The sequence below is a fragment of the Chryseobacterium sp. A301 genome (assembly GCF_054489425.1).
On sequence record NZ_JBTMWY010000003.1, the window covers coordinates 166,000 to 182,105 of the forward strand.

Genomic DNA, 16,106 nt, shown 5'->3' on the forward strand with positions numbered 1-16,106 from the left:
TGTATTCAATCGTTTTAACATACAAGACAAAATCTTAGACGTCGATCTTTGCATATTTTGCATTTTTCTCGATAAACTCACGACGTGGAGGCACCTCATCTCCCATTAGCATAGAGAAGACGCGATCTGCTTCCCCCGCATTGTCAATGGTCACTTGTTTTAAAGTTCTAGATTCAGGATTCATTGTCGTATCCCAAAGTTGTTCTGCGTTCATTTCTCCAAGACCTTTGTATCGTTGTATATCTACTCCTTTCCCGTCTGGTGCTATCTCGAGGGTTCTTTCTTCCCTTTCTTTCTCATCCCAAGCATAATGCTTTTTGTTTCCTTTTTTAACGAGGTATAACGGTGGAGAAGCAATATACACATACCCATGTTCAATTAATTCTTTCATATAGCGGAAGAAGAAGGTCAGAATCAGGGTCGAAATATGCGCACCGTCGACATCGGCATCGGTCATGATCACCACTTTATGGTAACGAAGTTTGTTCAAATTCAGAGCTTTGCTATCTTCCTCAGTTCCTACAGAAACGCCTAACGCAGTATAAATGTTTTTAATCTCTTCGTTGTCGTACACTCTATGAAGCATCGATTTCTCCACATTTAAGATCTTCCCACGCAAAGGTAGAATCGCTTGAAAATGTCGGTCCCGACCCGCCTTGGCGGTTCCCCCTGCAGAATCTCCCTCGACAAGGAACAATTCAGAAATCACAGGATCTTTTGAAGAACAGTCCGCTAATTTCCCAGGCAGTCCAGATCCCCCCAAAGGAGATTTACGTTGAACCATTTCCCGAGCTTTCTTCGCAGCTTGCCTTGCTTTGGCTGCCAAAACTACTTTTTGGACAATTAGCTTGGCTTCGTTTGGATTTTCTTCAAGGAAATTGGTAAGCATTTCACCGACGATTTTATCCACCGCACCGGCCACCTCCGAGTTTCCTAATTTGGTTTTGGTTTGCCCTTCAAATTGAGGCTCCATCACCTTGACAGAAATAATTGCAGTAAGACCTTCTCTAAAGTCATCCCCTGTAATTTCTACCTTTTCTTTGGCAGGAAGTCCAAGTTCATCTGCAAACTTTTTAAGAGTTCTCGTAAGGGCTCTTCTAAACCCTGTAAGATGGGTTCCCCCCTCGTGGGTATTAATGTTGTTTACATAAGAGTGCAAGTTTTCATTAAAAGACGTGTTGTAACGCATGGCTACTTCCACAGGGATGTCATCTCTTGACCCTTCCATGAAAATCACACTGTCCATGATGGATTCACGGTTCCCATCGATGTATTCAACAAACTCTTTTAGCCCTCCTTCCGAATGAAAAATTTCGGATTTGTAACTGCCGTCTTCTAACTTCTCTCTTTGGTCGGTTAGCGTGATGGTAATTCCTCTATTTAAGAAAGCAAGCTCACGCAGACGCGTGGCTAGGGTATCGTAATTGTATTCTAATTCCTGAAAGATGGTATCGTCTGGCTGAAAAAACACAGTAGTTCCTGTATCGTCGGCCGTTCCAATTTCTTTTACATCCGCTAAGGCTTTACCTTGCGAATATTCTTGCTCGTATATCTTTCCGTCTCTGTGAACGGTGGCAATTAACTGGTTCGACAAAGCGTTCACACAAGAAACCCCTACTCCGTGAAGTCCTCCGGATACTTTGTAGGAATCTTTATCAAATTTCCCTCCGGCACCAATTTTAGTCATAACCACCTCTAAGGCGGATTTTTGCTCCTTTTCGTGAAAGTCTACAGGAATTCCTCGACCGTTGTCGGTCACGAGAACTCCATTCCCTTCATGAATCTCCACTTCAATTCGATCACAGTGTCCAGCTAGCGCCTCATCGATAGAGTTATCGACCACTTCATAAACCAAATGGTGTAGACCTCTTGCACCGACATCGCCGATGTACATCGAGGGTCTCATCCTCACGTGCTCCATCCCCTCAAGGGCTTGGATACTGCTTGCTGTATATTGTTTTTGACTCATATTCTATTTAAAAACCTAAATTTATTACTAAACTTTTTTCGTCTACTTCGCCTTTCATTTTCAAATGCAAAGACTAGCAAATTTACGAAAAATATTGCTTTTTTCAAAGGAAAATTAGACCTGAATAAGGCAATATCAAAACAAATGTGATAAAAGCAGTAGCCTCCTCTCAAGCTTTTCATTTTATAGGCCTCTTTCTTGTGCTTTTCAGATCCCAAATCCCTTACAAGTTGAAAAAAGGAACCTATCGTTTTTTCACCAATATCCTTTCAAATAGAAAAAAGAGATCACTACAAACAAAAACTGCTTCCCCAAGGAAGCAGTTCGTACTATTGATTTTATTTTAAACGAGAGTGGCTGTTAATACCTCTTCGATTTTTTCAATCTTAATGAGATTATTTTTGGTAAGCAGCTTGGTGGCTTTGTCCCATTTTTTACCTGACAATTGGCTTGCCACTTTAAGATCTTGCAAAGGTTGGCTTTCCGGTCCCTTTTTAAGAAGATCTAGAATGAGAGTTTCGTCCTCTCCTAGCTCTACGGTCGGGGTCACCTTTTCTGGTCTCATTTGTGGAAAGAATAGGACATCTTGAATCGATTGATTGTTTGTCAAAAACATAACGAGTCGGTCCATCCCAATTCCAAGTCCTGCCGTAGGAGGCATTCCATACTCGAGGGCTCTTAAGAAGTCCTGATCAATGAACATCGCCTCATCGTCTCCTCTTTCTAAAAGGGACAGCTGCTGTTCAAATCGTTCTCTTTGATCTATTGGGTCGTTTAGTTCCGAATAGGCATTGGCAAGTTCTTTTCCGCATACCATTAATTCAAAACGCTCGGTTAGCCCTTCTTTGAATCGGTGCTTTTTCGTAAGTGGCGACATCTCTACGGGATAATCTGTAATGAAGGTAGGCTGAATGAAATTCCCTTCGCATTTCTCGCCAAAAATCTCGTCAATTAATTTCCCTTTCCCCATGCTTTCGTCCACTTCAATCCCAATGGACTGAGCGAATTCACGAAGTTCTTGTTCACTTTTCCCTGTAATATCAAAACCTGTATATTTTAAAATTGCCTCCGTCATAGAAACTCTAGGGTAAGGTGCTTTCCAAGAAATTTGATGTTCACCAAAAGTGGACTGGGGTTCCCCATTCACTTCTGTAGCACAAAACTCTAGGAATTGCTCCGTAAAGTCCATCATCCAGTTGTAATCCTTGTAGGCCACGTAGATTTCCATAATGGTAAATTCTGGATTATGGGTTCTATCCATTCCTTCGTTCCGGAAATTCTTTGCAAACTCGTAAACCCCTTCAAAACCACCGACAATCAATCGCTTTAAATAGAGTTCATTCGCAATTCGTAAATACAGTGGAATATCTAGTGTATTGTGATGCGTCGTAAAAGGTCTTGCCGCAGCTCCTCCTGGAATCGCTTGCAATACCGGAGTCTCCACTTCAAAATAACCCGCCTTATTAAAGAAATAACGCATTGCGTTATACACTTTGGTTCGTTTTATAAAGACCTCTTTTACATGCGGATTTACGGTTAAATCCACGTAACGTTGGCGGTATCTAAGTTCTGGATCGTTAAATGCATCGTGCGTGACCCCATTTTCATCCGTTTTTGCTTGGGGTATAGGACGCAGTGCTTTAGCAAGAAGCGTAAATTCTTTCACCATCAGGGTCATTTCGCCTACTTGAGTTTTAAAAAGCTCTCCTTTAATCCCGATGATATCTCCAATATCAAGGAGATGTTTATAAACCTCATTGTACAAGGTTTTGTCGTCTCCTGGACAGATTTCGTCCCGATTGAAATAGACCTGAATTCTTCCTTCAGAATCTTGAAGTTCGGCAAAACTTGCCTTTCCTTGTATACGTCTAGACATTAATCGACCTGCTACACTCACAGAAAGACCCGGTTCAAAAGACTCCTTAATCTGTTTGGTAGAATGGGAGATTTTATATTCTGCAGCTGGGAATGCTTCGATTCCCATCGCACCTAGTTTTTGTAGTTTTTCACGTCGGATAATTTCCTGTTCTGATAATGACATAGTTAAGAATTTTGAGAATGCAAAAATAGGGAAAATTTACGGATGTCGAGTCGTTTAGACCGAAGTATCCACGCCTTAATTTCCCTTAAGAATTAAAATGAATTCCATGAGTCCTTTTGCCTCTTGCAATCTAATTCTTAGATTTGCTTCTATTTTTAAAAGTGAAAGTATTACTTATTGACAATTACGATAGCTTTACCTATAATCTCGCCCAGCTTATAGAAAGGATACTTGAGCAGCGAATTACCGTTGTGAAAAACGATGAATTAAGTTCACAGCTTATAAAAAAGTTCGATAAAATAGTGCTCTCCCCAGGACCTGGAATCCCCTCAGAGGCCGGTTCACTTTTAGAGGTAATTAAAGAGTTTTATAAGGAAAAATCGATTCTAGGTGTTTGCCTAGGCATGCAGGCAATTGCGGAGAGTTTTGGGGGAAGTTTACGAAATGGGGAGAAAGTATACCATGGAATTTCAACCCAGATAAATATCACTAGGCAAGAAGCGAAACTTTATAAAAACCTATCCAATTCAATCCGTGTAGGACGTTACCATAGTTGGACAGTGGATCCCCATACCCTTCCTGAAGACTTAGAAATCACAGCTGAGGATGACCACGGAACCGTTATGTCTTTGCAACATAAAAAATACGATTTGCACGGCGTACAATACCATCCTGAAAGCATTCTCACGCCTGAAGGCAAAACCATTGTGAGCAACTTTCTACTCAATTCGTATTCATAGCATACTATAATTTTCATAAATTTGTTCCCAAAATAGCGAATATGACAACCCAAAATAAAGAACTTATCTTTCGAGACCTAGGAGTAATGGATTACCCTGATGCCTTCGAGTATCAAGAAACCCTCATGAAATCCATTATTGATTTAAAATTAAAAAACCGAGATCGCACCGACGGAATCCAGGAAATTACTCCAAACTATTTCCTTTTCGTTGAGCATCCTCATGTCTATACCCTTGGGAAAAGTGGCGATGAGCACAATATGCTGATTGACCAAGATAAATTGAAGCAAATTAATGCCTCCTTCGTCCATACGAACCGTGGAGGTGATATCACCTACCATGGATTTGGTCAAATTGTGGGCTACCCTATTCTAGATCTTGACAATTTCAAATCGGATATCCATCTCTACATGCGCAATTTGGAAGAGGTCCTTATTCGGGTCATCGCAGAATACGGTTTAAAAGGAGAACGTAGCGAGGGAGAAACCGGAGTTTGGCTTGATGTAGGAAGACCGTTTGCTCGTAAAATCTGCGCAATGGGAGTGAAGACCTCCAAATGGGTCACCATGCATGGCTTTGCCCTCAATGTCAATACAGATTTGCGTTATTTCGAATACATCATCCCATGCGGCATTAAAGACAAAGCCGTGACCTCTTTACAAAGAGAACTAGAGAAAGAATTCACCCTAGAGGAAATCGCTGAAGTAAAAGAAAAAATTCAAAAGCATTTTAACGATGTTTTTGGGTCGGAATTCCTGCTTTACTCAGAGCAGCACTCAAAGTCAACTGAGATTTGATTGTATTTTTCTGAATCTTTCCAAAAAGACATTCCTTCCGATCCGCAATTTAAAGCAGGCCATAAAACTTCGATTTTCAGTGCCTGCTTCTTTTATTTTAAGAATGCGATACAGGAACTCCAGCGTTCATTTTTAGGCACCTTCTGCTCAAATCTCCAACTTTTTTTGCCTTCTATTTTTGAGAAGAAAAACCGTTTTTAAATTGAACTCTCCACGCCTACATCTATTGCAATTCCTTATTTCCGAATTGCTTCAAATTTAAAAATAAAGACAATCTTTTGTGAATTATTAATTTCACAATTTTTATAACTGAAAATTTATATATTTGTAAAATTCCAAAATCGAAAAAAATGGCAGAATACAAATTATTACTTCCAAGCATGGGCGAAGGCGTCATGGAAGCCACAATTATCACTTGGTTATTTAACGAAGGAGATCAAGTTGGAGAAGACGATTCCGTAGTGGAAATAGCGACGGATAAAGTGGACTCGGATGTCCCAACCCCCGTTTCAGGAAAAATAATCAAAATTCTTAAGCAGAAGGACGAAATCGCAAAGGTAGGCGAAGCCATTGCTATACTAGAAACCGAAGGAGGGAATTCCATCGAAGCAGAGCAAACGCAGGAGCAAAAACCGATCGAAGAGGTAAAAACGCAAATCCCAAGTTTAAATGAAGAAGAGATTAAGGAACTTGAAAAACCATTAAGTAGCGCTAAAAATACGGAAGGAAGCAAAGGACAATACCTGTCCCCTCTGGTAAAAGCCATAGCGGAACAAGAAAAAATAGAAACAAGCGAACTTGAATCTGTGCAAGGAACAGGACTCGAGGGAAGAATTACAAAAGAAGATATTTTAAAGTACATTTCCACTCGAGGTGAAAAGAGAGCAGAATCGAAAGATTCCGCACCTAGTTCAGCACCAGCTGCCGCAAAAGCACCTGCAAGTCCAGTTGTGAAAACAGCCCCTATTCCCGTGGGCGCAGGAGATGAAATCATCCCTATGGACCGCGTTCGCAAGATCATCGCAGAGGCCATGGTAAATAGCAAACGTATTTCTCCACACGTCACGTCCTTTATTGAAACCGATGTAACAAACGTGGTGAAATGGAGAGCGAAAAACAAAGCCCTCTTTGAACAAAGAGAAGGAGAACGACTTACCTTTATGCCTATTTTCGTGAAGGCCATTGTGAAAGCCATTCAAGACTTCCCAATGATCAATGTTTCTGTGGATGGTGATAAAATCATTAAAAAGAAGAACATCAACATTGGTATGGCCACGGCCATGCCGGATGGGAATTTGATTGTTCCTGTCATTAAAAATGCAGATCAGCTGTCCTTGTCTGGACTAGCAAAAGCCATTAATGACCTTGCAAGCCGAGCTCGAGCTAAAAAGCTTAGACCTGAAGACACGCAGGGAGCCACTTATACTATTTCAAACGTCGGAAGTTTTGGAAACCTAATGGGAACCCCTATTATACCACAACCTCAAGTAGCGATTATGGCCATTGGTGCGATTGTGAAAAAACCAGCGGTCTTAGAAACTCCAGACGGAGATGTAATTGCGATTCGTCAATTAATGTTTATGTCGCACTCTTACGACCACCGTGTGGTAGATGGCTCTCTTGGAGGCCTATTCTTAAAGCACGTAAACGATTATTTAGAAAACTGGGATATGAATACGGAGGTTTAATCCCCTCTTATCCTTAAAGAATAAAAACCCTACTGCCTTTCCTAACCGTAAGGCAGTATCTCTTTCCCTTATCACCTTAGACTTCATTCTTATGTTAAACCTACGAGACGCAAAAAAAGAAGATTCCACTCTAATTTTCGAACTAATTAAAAAATTAGCACAGTATGAAAAGATGGAAAACGACGTGAGCACTTCGCCCGAAGAACTGGAAAAGCAATTGTTCGATTTCACGTATGCACATGTCATTATAGTAGAAGAAAACCAAATTGCAATTGGTTTCGCACTCTACTTTTTTAATTTCTCCACCTTTGTCGGCAAACCCGGTCTCTATTTAGAAGATTTATATATTGAACCGCAGCATCGAAACAAAGGCTACGGCAAGAAGGTTTTGAAAGAACTAGCCCAAAGAGCGAAAAACAAAGGGTGTGGACGTATGGAATGGTCCGTACTCAAATGGAACTCTCCTTCGATCGCCTTCTACAAATCCTTAGGTGCTTCTGCCATGGAAGAGTGGGATGTATATCGCCTAACGGAGTCTCAAATTGAGGATTTAGCGAAAATCTGATCCTTTACTCCCTCTCTCTTCCCTAAGTCTTACGCATAAAAGGTAAAAACCTGCGAAATAATTCATATTATGCAAAGAAACTTTGTGCGATTAAGAATTTATAACTAATTTTGCACCTCGAAATATTTATCAATTATATTAACATTATGAACAACTACGAAACTGTTTTCATTTTAACTCCCGTTCTATCTGATGCTCAGGTGGAGGAAGCAGTGAAAAAATTTGAAGACTTACTTAAGTCAAACAACTGCGAAATTGTAACCAGAGAAAACTGGGGACTTAAAAAATTAGCTTACCCGATCCAACTTAAAAAGAACGGGTTCTACACTTTGATCGAATTCAAAGGAGAAGGAACTGTAGTAGCAGATTTAGAAACTGCTTTCAAACGTGACGAAAGAGTAATTCGTTACCTTACTACAAAACTTGACAAGCATGCAATTGAATACGCCGTTACAAGAAGGGCTAAAAACAAATCTGCAAGAGCTTAATTTTTCACCCTTAAAAATCTATTACAATGGCAATTGACGACATGGCAAAACAAGCCTCCGCAGGAGGTGAATCAGAAGTTAAATTTTTAACTCCTGTTGATATCAATACGAAATCTGAAAAAAAATACTGTAGATTCAAAAAATTCGGAATCAAGCACGTAGATTATAAAGATGCAGATTTTCTTATTCAATTCGTAAACGAACAAGGTAAAATCTTACCAAGACGTTACACAGGTACTTCTTTAAAATACCAAAGAAAAGTATCTGCTGCAATCAAAAGAGCAAGACACTTAGCACTTATGCCATACGTGGTAGACATGCTTAAATAACATTAACAATTGTTGGTTGCATAGCGCACCTAACTTTAAAAACAAAAAGGACAACAATGGACATTATTCTAAAACAAGACGTTGAAAACTTAGGCCTTGAATTCGATATCGTATCGGTAAAACCAGGGTATGCAAGAAACTTCTTACTACCAAAAGGAGTCGCTTTACTAGCCACTCCAAAAAACAAAGCGACTCTAGCAGCTACGCTTGAATCTAGAAAAGAAGAAGAAGCAAAATTAGTTGCAGACGCTCAAGGTAAAATCGAACAATTGAAGAAAACTTCTCTTACGATCGAAACTAAAGTGGGATCGGGAGATAAATTATTCGGTTCAATCAACAACGCAAATCTTTCTGAAGAACTTGCTAAAAAAGGTGTTGAAATCGATAGAAAATACATCAAAATTCCTGGGAATACAATCAAAAGAACTGGTAAATTCAGCGCTTTAGTAAGATTGCACAGAGATGTTGAGTACAACTATGAATTCGACGTAATTTCTGATGCTCCGGTAGTCGTGGCTCCAAAAGCAGCGGAAAAACCAGCAAAAGCAAAAGAAACTGAAACAGAAGCAACAGAAGAAAAAGAAGCTTAATTAAAAGCTTACTTTATACCTAAAAATAGCCCGAGTTTTTAACTCGGGCTATTTTATTTTATTCAATATATCTCTATTTCGTATCTCTTATTACGCTTTTCGGTGGATATAGCGAGAAAGTTTAATTCCCAAATCGGTCCACACAATATTTTGATTGCCGTTGCGCTTTAAATGAAAATCGGCTTCACTAATTTGAATTAAAATATCCTCAATGTTCGCACCGTGGATAAACTGTGAGAACTTTTCCCACTGAAAGGTTCCTTCGGTAATCTTCTGATAAACCAACTCCGAATTCCCATAATTCTGAAGCAAAGCAAGTCGAAAAGTGTCTGCACAATACTGCAAAAAGCGCAATTGCTTTTCGATCTTCCACTCTGCGATTTGACGTGCCCACAAAATCACATTCCGTAGCATCTCTGGTTTTTTTCTAACTTGAAATGCCTCTCTAACCCACTGGATAAACAGGGTCTCAAATTCGGATCCGTTGTGCTGAGAATCCATCAGGTTTTGGAGCTCTCGCAAATTTCCTTGCGCTTTGAAAAGCAATGCCTCTCGCCGGGCATAATCCAGTGAACTGTGCGTCTCTAAATAGTTTGAAAGTGCACTGGATTCGATCGGTGGAATCTCCACGATTTGAGTCCTCGAGAGAATCGTGGGTAAGAAATCATCGAGAGATTCTGCCAACAGGAGTATATAGGTGTCTTTTGGAGGCTCTTCTAAAAACTTTAAAAATTTATTTGCAGCCTCCCTATTCATTCTCTCCGTTCCCCACACAATAAGGATCTTACTTCCTCCCTCTAAACTTTTCAGATTGAACTTTTCGATTTGGGCTTCCACTTCCTTCACGGAAATATAAAATTGTGCACTTTTGTCAAACTGCTCTATCCAATCAATATAATCCACATACGGATTGGTTAGTATAACCTCACGAAATTCATTATACAAACGGCTACTTACCGTTTTATCCTTCTCTGAGAAAACAGGAAAACTAAAATGCAGATCCACATGATTGAGACTCTCCACCTTGGAGGCTCCGTTTTGCGTTTGACTTCCGAGGATCTCTCTTGCAAAAGCGAGAGCCAAAGCAAGGGTGCCATACCCCATCTTTCCTACAAACAGTTGCGCATGACTTACGCGTCCATCCTTTATGGAAGCGCGAAGTTGCTCAATGGTCTTTTGTTGACCTACAATATCTTCCCAATTCATTGGTTCAAATATACTGAAATCTCTTAAATCTAATCTCCCTAATTTCGCTCCAACTGCGCAAGTAGACGGCAAAAGAAAACTTTTGCACTTAACAAACTTTAACGGCGCTAAATTTTCAGATTTCAGTAATAATTAGGATATTTGCTTTCTGAACTTATATAACTAGAATGAAAAGAATTTTTGTACTGTCTTTCATAGCATTGGGAGCGAGCATTTCTGCACAAACCATCGGAAACACGCCGTATGCCGCTTTTGGAATTGGAGATATCAAATACGACAACACAATCGATATCGCCGCTATGGGAGGAATTTCCACCGCGTACATCAACGATTTCAACAACAAGTTTAATTTCTCAAACCCGGCAGCGAACGCAAATCTGGGACTTACCTCTTTCACTATCGAGGCGAGCAATGAGAATAACTACTTCAAGAGCAATTACCAAGACGGTAAATCCACGAAGCATTCGACTTATTTGTCTAATATTTCATTAGCCTTTCCGATTTCTCCGAAAGTGAAATTTGGACTAGGCTACCAACCTTACAGTTCTAAAAATTACGACATCTTAGTAAACACACCTCTAGAAAATGATGTCGTGCAAGCGAACCGCTTCCATGGTAAAGGAACCCTTTCTACTGTGCAAGCTGCCTTGTCTTACAACATTACAGATGCCTTCGCCCTTGGATTAAGAACCAACTATTATTTTGGGAAACTATACGACATTGAAGAGCTAACCTACTCGAATGCTGAGTTGATTAGTGGATTCGAAACCAGTAGCCGAATCAGTTCTTTTAACTTTACAGCGGGAACTACCTACCAGAAGAAATTAGAAAACGACAAAAAGATTACCGTTGGAGCCACCTATACCTTTGGTACGACCGGAGATTTACTAGCTAGGTACAAGAACAGCACCTACTACTATGCGGCTTCCGATGAGCATCTGAATGAATCCATCATTGAACAAAGAACAAGTAACGATACCAACCTATTACCTCAAGAAGCCTCCTTAGGACTTGGATACGGAAAAGATGGGAAATGGTTCTACAGTGGTCAGATCGACTACAAAAAAGGAGAAACCATTGATTTTGTCGGACATCCATTTGCTTACCAAGATTCTTACCGAGTATCTGCAGGGGGTTGGATTCTACCTAACTATAACAACTTTAGAAATTATTTCTCCCGTGTAACCTACCGATTTGGTGCTTACTACGAAAAAGGAGATTTAAGCCTATCTCCTCAAAATTCAACGAGCGCCACCAACGTTAATAAATTTGCGGTTACCGGCGGTATGTTCTTGCCTTTCGCCAATGCCAATGTGAACCGTTTAAACGGTATGGACGTAGGTGTGGAAATTGGAAAACGAGGAACCATGGACAACAACATGATCAGCCAAACCTTTGTTAACCTAAGAATCGGACTTAATTTTGCCGACAAGTGGTTCCAAAAAAGACAATACGATTAACCCATGTGCTTAGGCCTCGGGAAATACTCTAAAAATATAGCCATCCTCTTTGGGTGTGCTATATTTTTTATTCCTCAATCCTGCGACGAATCGATCGCAGAAACACCTGCCAAAAAAACTCCCAATTTTGCTTCCCAGATTCTCTACAATGCCGACATTGTTCGTAGAGACAGTGGCCAAATCAACCTTCGATTTAGAGCTCCAATCATCGAAAAATACGAATACATAGATTCTCCATACATTGAGGCGACCAAAGGAATTTACCTGGAATATTTTGATAAAAAAAACCCAAAGATACCGGGCAAAATATGGTCTGATTATGCTCGTTTTAACGAACTAAGACAGTTTTACACGGCAAAAGGAAATGTAAAAATCATCACCAGCGAAGGCCAAAGTTTTGCGATGCAATCTATTTACTGGGATCGGCGCAAGCAAAAAATGTACACCTCGGACACAGTTTACGTTTCCGACAAGGACGGCTCTATGCTTGTAGGAGCCAATGGAATGGTAGCCAAAGATGATTTCTCAGAATATACCTTTACAAACAATTCAGGAAGTTTCCCCGCAACGGAGATTCCCAAAGCAGGAAAATAGAGCTCTTTTTTCTTTAGTTCTTTAAATATCTTTAACTTGGGGTCTCAATCGCCCACAAGAATCACTAAAAGTAGCAAAGTGCAGCATTATTACGCCATCGGTCTTATGTCTGGTACAAGTCTTGACGGACTTGACCTATGCTATGCTCGATTTACCAAACCCTTCGATCTTCCTTGGGAATACGAAATCTTAAAAACGGCCACGCTTCCTTATTCGCCTACCTGGCAAACCCAATTAAAAAATGCCCTAAACTTGAATGCGGAATCTCTACTAGAACTTAATTCTAGATATGGATTTTATTTAGGAGAAAAAACAAAGGAGTTTCGCGAAAACCTAGGTGCAAGTCCAGTGGATTTGATCGCTTCGCACGGTCATACGGTTTTTCACCAGCCTCAACTCGGGTTCACGTATCAAATCGGTGAGGGCCGTGCAATCAAAGTGCTAAATCCTTTGCCCGTAGTGTATGATTTTAGAAGCCAGGATGTCCTTATGGGAGGGCAAGGAGCTCCCCTAGTCCCTATCGGAGATCAATTGCTTTTTCCTACCTACGATGCCTGTCTCAATCTTGGAGGGTTTTCAAACATTTCTTTTGTGCAAGAAAACAAACGGATTGCTTTTGATATAGGACCTTTAAACATAGTCCTAAATCATTTTGCAAACCTACTATCCAAACCCTACGATCCAGAAGGAAATATAGCACGAGAGGGCCAAATAAACTCTTCAATACTCGATCAGCTAAATGCGCTCGATTATTATCAAAAGAAAGGTCCTAAATCTTTAGGGAGGGAATGGGCAGAGAAAAACATTTTCCCTTTGCTTGTGGGTTTAAATCCAGAGAATGCAATCAGCACTTTTACAAAACATGCTGCCATGCAACTGTCTCAAGTTTTAAAGCAAAATGACTTGCAGAAGATTTTAATTACAGGAGGAGGAGCCTACAATCTCTATTTGCTAGAACAAACCGAGGCTTTCTCAGGCAAAACTCTCACCCTACCCCCTCGGGAGTTAGTTGAATTTAAAGAAGCATTAATCTTTGCCTTTATGGGGGTTTTAAGATTACGAGGCGAGAACAATGTCCTTTGTTCTGTCACCGGAAGTACAGAAGACCACAGCAGCGGACTTTTAATCTAGAAAAGGACCGTTCAAACCCACCGACTTATACTTGATGACTCAAACTAAAAAAGCACCCTTGCGGGTACTTTCTTATATCGGAATTAGAGCTTAAGTAAATCTAAGCGTTTCTTGCCTTACAATTGCTCTAATTTATCAGTCAAGGAATTAATGAAATTTTGAAGCGGTTTTTCCACCATCATCTTAATAAAAGGATTGAACTTCCCTTCAAAAAGCAATTGAACTTCTGTTTGGTTCTCATTTACAGCATTCATCATTCCATTCAGAGCAAAATCTAAACTAGAACTTGCCGATACCAAGGCTACTTTCTCCGGCGTCACCGAATCAATTTTAAGGGCAATTTCAGGCATTCCTTTTAATCCAAATTTAAAACCGTCTCCACGAGTTTCAAACTTTTGGAGTCCTTCGGGCATCAACTGCTCATAATCCGATGGGTTTTTAAGTAGCTCCATTAACTCATTAACGGATTTATTAATTGTAATTTTTCTTCCTTCTAGATTCATTTTTATATTTTTGCAAGATTAATTAAAAGCCTTGCAAATGTATAAAGTTTTTATCAACGAAAAAAGCCTTACTTTAAGTAGGTATCCCTATGACATTGAAAAAAACCTTAGGTTTGAAGGCTTTGCTACTCTTGAGATTGCAATTGATCTCCTCGAAAATACCTCCTGCCCCGAAATTAATGTTTACGGAGAAGATTTAGAAGAAATTTGGGAAGATTTCACCCACATGTTCAAAGTCATTGAAGCTGCAGGTGGACTGGTGAAAAACCAACGCGAGGAAATTCTCTGCATCCATAGACTCGGAAAATGGGATCTACCAAAAGGGAAAATTGAAAAAGGAGAATCCTTGGAACAAGCGGCACTTCGGGAAGTAGAGGAAGAAACCTCTTTGCAAGAACTCGTGCTCGAAGAGTTTATTAACAGTACGTTTCACACCTATACTGAACGTTCGGGTACTCGCATCTTAAAAACCACCTATTGGTTTCATATGAGTTATCTCGGCAGTAAGTCCCCTATTCCACAAGCTGAAGAAGGCATTACCAAAGCAGAGTGGAAATCGCAAAAAGAACTCCTGAGTGAGGTCGTTCCTAGTACATTTAAAAACATTGAGTTAATCCTGACTCAGGGTGGGATACTACCCGATCCTACGCTACAATAAAGGTATTAATTTTTCGAGTGCCACTCCTCTCGATCCTTTTAATAGGATCGCATCCGCTTTGATAGGATTAGATTCAAGCCATGTGGCCAGCTCTGAAGTGCTTAAAAATCCGTTGGGATTTACTTTGCTAAACTCACGGCCGACCGTGAGAACCTGCTGAAAAGAAAGGCTCTTGACGAATTCTAAAATCTCCTTATGTTCCTTCTCACTTTCGCGGCCTAACTCTAGCATGTCTCCAATGATAATGGCTTTCGAGCCTTCAAAGGATTTAAAGTTTTCCAGGGCTACTTTCATACTGCTCGGGTTTGCATTGTACGTGTCAAGGACGAGGGTTCGATCTTCCTTTTTCACCACCTGAGATCTCATATTGGAAGGCTCATAGGATTCAATCGCAGTAGAAATCTGCTCAAACTTAATTCCAAAATAAAGCCCTAAAGTGACAGCTGCACTTAGATTTGAGAAGTTATAATCTCCCGTGAGTTTTGACAGAAATTGCATTTGCTTATACTTAAGACCGATAAAATGATCTTGAACAACTTTTTCAAATTGGTACTCTTTTTCTTGGGAACCAAACCTTAAAAGCGATGTAGAGCCATTCGACTTCTCAACTTGTATGGAATCGTCCGTGTTGATCACTAATAGACCTCCATTTTCTTTAATATAAGTATAGAGTTCACTCTTTCCTTCAATCACACCCTCAAAGCCCCCAAAGCCTTCTAAATGGGCTTTCCCAAAATTAGTAATGTATCCAATGGTTGGTTTTGCAAGAGTGCATAAAAATTCAATTTCCCGCTTGTGATTTGCCCCCATTTCGACCACGGCTATTTCGTGCTCGTCTCGAATAGACAAAAGAGTAAGGGGAACTCCAATGTGATTGTTGAGATTTCCTTTTGTATACTGCACATTAAATTTCATTTGAAGTACAGAACTTAAAAGTTCCTTAGAGGTCGTTTTCCCATTGCTCCCTGTAAGTCCAATAATAGGAATTGACAATTGCTCTCTATGGTATAGAGCTAAATCCTGCAAAAATTGAAGGGTACTGTTTGCATAAAACACCTGGTTTTCTGCATCTTCATACTGCTTCCGCTCCACAATAACACCGAGTGCTCCTTTCTTAATCGCATTTGCTGCTTCCTTTCCCGCATCGTAGTTTTCACCAGAAAATGCAAAAAAGAGATCTCCTTTCTCCACCGTACGACTATCGATTGTCACCTTCTCACACTGCTTAAAAAGACTATAAAACTCCTGTACATTCATAGGTCAAAAATACTTAACTTCCCTTAAATACGAAACCCCCAACTTAAATTCTCCCTAAAATAAAAAAGGCATTAAATCGGGTTTGATTTA

Annotated in this window: 16 protein-coding genes; 11 read left to right on the forward strand and 5 right to left on the reverse strand. The window is 40.1% G+C overall.

Annotated features, from left to right (window positions below):
• Positions 1-34: 34 nt before the first annotated feature.
• Together gyrB and lysS are read right to left on the reverse strand one after the other, a co-directional pair.
• Positions 35-1,969 (reverse strand): DNA topoisomerase (ATP-hydrolyzing) subunit B, encoded by a 1,935-nt coding sequence (gene gyrB / locus ACX3PU_RS06690; RefSeq protein WP_459084182.1) that lies wholly within the window; start codon positions 1,967-1,969, stop codon positions 35-37.
• Between the two features lie 343 nt (positions 1,970-2,312).
• The gene (gene lysS, locus ACX3PU_RS06695) at positions 2,313-4,010 is read right to left on the reverse strand and encodes a lysine--tRNA ligase (protein ID WP_459084183.1); all 1,698 of its coding nucleotides are present in this window, start codon (positions 4,008-4,010) and stop codon (positions 2,313-2,315) included.
• Positions 4,011-4,171: 161 nt separating this feature from the next.
• Here lysS and ACX3PU_RS06700 point away from each other — a divergent pair, with 161 nt between their 5' ends.
• The 7 genes from ACX3PU_RS06700 (at position 4,172) to rplI (ending at position 9,207) form a co-directional block, all read left to right on the forward strand.
• Positions 4,172-4,750: an anthranilate synthase component II gene (locus ACX3PU_RS06700; RefSeq protein ID WP_459084184.1), complete on the forward strand. Its 579-nt coding sequence runs from the start codon at positions 4,172-4,174 to the stop codon at positions 4,748-4,750.
• 41 nt (positions 4,751-4,791) lie between these two features.
• Positions 4,792-5,547, forward strand: coding sequence for a lipoyl(octanoyl) transferase LipB (lipB, locus tag ACX3PU_RS06705; RefSeq protein WP_459084185.1), 756 nt, complete (start codon positions 4,792-4,794; stop codon positions 5,545-5,547).
• A 350-nt stretch (positions 5,548-5,897) separates the two neighbouring features.
• Positions 5,898-7,235 carry a dihydrolipoamide acetyltransferase family protein gene (locus tag ACX3PU_RS06710; protein WP_459084186.1) on the forward strand — a complete coding sequence of 446 codons (1,338 nt, stop codon included), beginning with the start codon at positions 5,898-5,900 and terminating at the stop codon, positions 7,233-7,235.
• Positions 7,236-7,326: 91 nt separating this feature from the next.
• Positions 7,327-7,800: a GNAT family N-acetyltransferase gene (locus ACX3PU_RS06715; protein ID WP_459084187.1), complete on the forward strand. Its 474-nt coding sequence runs from the start codon at positions 7,327-7,329 to the stop codon at positions 7,798-7,800.
• Positions 7,801-7,946: 146 nt separating this feature from the next.
• Positions 7,947-8,288 carry a 30S ribosomal protein S6 gene (rpsF, locus tag ACX3PU_RS06720; protein WP_459084188.1) on the forward strand — a complete coding sequence of 114 codons (342 nt, stop codon included), beginning with the start codon at positions 7,947-7,949 and terminating at the stop codon, positions 8,286-8,288.
• A 26-nt stretch (positions 8,289-8,314) separates the two neighbouring features.
• Positions 8,315-8,617: a 30S ribosomal protein S18 gene (gene rpsR / locus ACX3PU_RS06725; RefSeq protein ID WP_459084190.1), complete on the forward strand. Its 303-nt coding sequence runs from the start codon at positions 8,315-8,317 to the stop codon at positions 8,615-8,617.
• Between the two features lie 56 nt (positions 8,618-8,673).
• Positions 8,674-9,207 carry a 50S ribosomal protein L9 gene (rplI, locus tag ACX3PU_RS06730; protein WP_459084191.1) on the forward strand — a complete coding sequence of 178 codons (534 nt, stop codon included), beginning with the start codon at positions 8,674-8,676 and terminating at the stop codon, positions 9,205-9,207.
• Between the two features lie 90 nt (positions 9,208-9,297).
• Here the strand turns inward: rplI and ACX3PU_RS06735 are convergent, their stop codons facing one another.
• Positions 9,298-10,413: a DNA polymerase III subunit gene (locus tag ACX3PU_RS06735; protein ID WP_459084192.1), complete on the reverse strand. Its 1,116-nt coding sequence runs from the start codon at positions 10,411-10,413 to the stop codon at positions 9,298-9,300.
• A 167-nt stretch (positions 10,414-10,580) separates the two neighbouring features.
• On the opposite strand from ACX3PU_RS06735, the gene ACX3PU_RS06740 reads away from it, so the two are divergent.
• The 3 genes from ACX3PU_RS06740 to ACX3PU_RS06750 all read left to right on the forward strand — a co-directional run bounded on the left by ACX3PU_RS06740 (position 10,581) and on the right by ACX3PU_RS06750 (position 13,598).
• On the forward strand, positions 10,581-11,873 hold the full coding sequence (locus ACX3PU_RS06740; RefSeq protein WP_459084193.1) for a hypothetical protein: 1,293 nt from the start codon (positions 10,581-10,583) through the stop codon (positions 11,871-11,873).
• Positions 11,874-11,876: 3 nt separating this feature from the next.
• Entirely contained in the window at positions 11,877-12,467 is a 591-nt protein-coding gene (locus tag ACX3PU_RS06745) for an LPS export ABC transporter periplasmic protein LptC (RefSeq protein ID WP_459084194.1), read from the forward strand.
• Between the two features lie 78 nt (positions 12,468-12,545).
• Positions 12,546-13,598 carry an anhydro-N-acetylmuramic acid kinase gene (locus ACX3PU_RS06750; protein ID WP_459084196.1) on the forward strand — a complete coding sequence of 351 codons (1,053 nt, stop codon included), beginning with the start codon at positions 12,546-12,548 and terminating at the stop codon, positions 13,596-13,598.
• A 116-nt stretch (positions 13,599-13,714) separates the two neighbouring features.
• On the opposite strand, the gene ACX3PU_RS06755 is transcribed toward ACX3PU_RS06750, so the two are convergent.
• Positions 13,715-14,101: an SRPBCC family protein gene (locus ACX3PU_RS06755; RefSeq protein ID WP_459084198.1), complete on the reverse strand. Its 387-nt coding sequence runs from the start codon at positions 14,099-14,101 to the stop codon at positions 13,715-13,717.
• Positions 14,102-14,138: 37 nt separating this feature from the next.
• Between ACX3PU_RS06755 and ACX3PU_RS06760 the strand changes: the two genes are divergently transcribed.
• On the forward strand, positions 14,139-14,759 hold the full coding sequence (locus tag ACX3PU_RS06760) for an NUDIX hydrolase (protein WP_459084199.1): 621 nt from the start codon (positions 14,139-14,141) through the stop codon (positions 14,757-14,759).
• On the opposite strand, the gene ACX3PU_RS06765 is transcribed toward ACX3PU_RS06760, so the two are convergent.
• Positions 14,751-16,016: a UDP-N-acetylmuramoyl-tripeptide--D-alanyl-D-alanine ligase gene (locus tag ACX3PU_RS06765; protein WP_459084200.1), complete on the reverse strand. Its 1,266-nt coding sequence runs from the start codon at positions 16,014-16,016 to the stop codon at positions 14,751-14,753. The genes ACX3PU_RS06760 and ACX3PU_RS06765 overlap by 9 nt on opposite strands.
• Positions 16,017-16,106 lie beyond the last annotated feature (90 nt).

Coding starts and splice junctions, on each gene's coding strand:
- gyrB (WP_459084182.1), bottom strand. CDS start 1,969: ATGAGTCAAAAACAATATACAGCAAGCAGTATCCAAGCCCTTGAGGGG.
- lysS (WP_459084183.1), bottom strand. CDS start 4,010: ATGTCATTATCAGAACAGGAAATTATCCGACGTGAAAAACTACAAAAA.
- lipB (WP_459084185.1), top strand. CDS start 4,792: ATGACAACCCAAAATAAAGAACTTATCTTTCGAGACCTAGGAGTAATG.
- ACX3PU_RS06710 (WP_459084186.1), top strand. CDS start 5,898: ATGGCAGAATACAAATTATTACTTCCAAGCATGGGCGAAGGCGTCATG.
- ACX3PU_RS06715 (WP_459084187.1), top strand. CDS start 7,327: ATGTTAAACCTACGAGACGCAAAAAAAGAAGATTCCACTCTAATTTTC.
- rpsF (WP_459084188.1), top strand. CDS start 7,947: ATGAACAACTACGAAACTGTTTTCATTTTAACTCCCGTTCTATCTGAT.
- rpsR (WP_459084190.1), top strand. CDS start 8,315: ATGGCAATTGACGACATGGCAAAACAAGCCTCCGCAGGAGGTGAATCA.
- rplI (WP_459084191.1), top strand. CDS start 8,674: ATGGACATTATTCTAAAACAAGACGTTGAAAACTTAGGCCTTGAATTC.
- ACX3PU_RS06735 (WP_459084192.1), bottom strand. CDS start 10,413: ATGAATTGGGAAGATATTGTAGGTCAACAAAAGACCATTGAGCAACTT.
- ACX3PU_RS06740 (WP_459084193.1), top strand. CDS start 10,581: ATGAAAAGAATTTTTGTACTGTCTTTCATAGCATTGGGAGCGAGCATT.
- ACX3PU_RS06745 (WP_459084194.1), top strand. CDS start 11,877: ATGTGCTTAGGCCTCGGGAAATACTCTAAAAATATAGCCATCCTCTTT.
- ACX3PU_RS06755 (WP_459084198.1), bottom strand. CDS start 14,101: ATGAATCTAGAAGGAAGAAAAATTACAATTAATAAATCCGTTAATGAG.
- ACX3PU_RS06760 (WP_459084199.1), top strand. CDS start 14,139: ATGTATAAAGTTTTTATCAACGAAAAAAGCCTTACTTTAAGTAGGTAT.
- ACX3PU_RS06765 (WP_459084200.1), bottom strand. CDS start 16,016: ATGAATGTACAGGAGTTTTATAGTCTTTTTAAGCAGTGTGAGAAGGTG.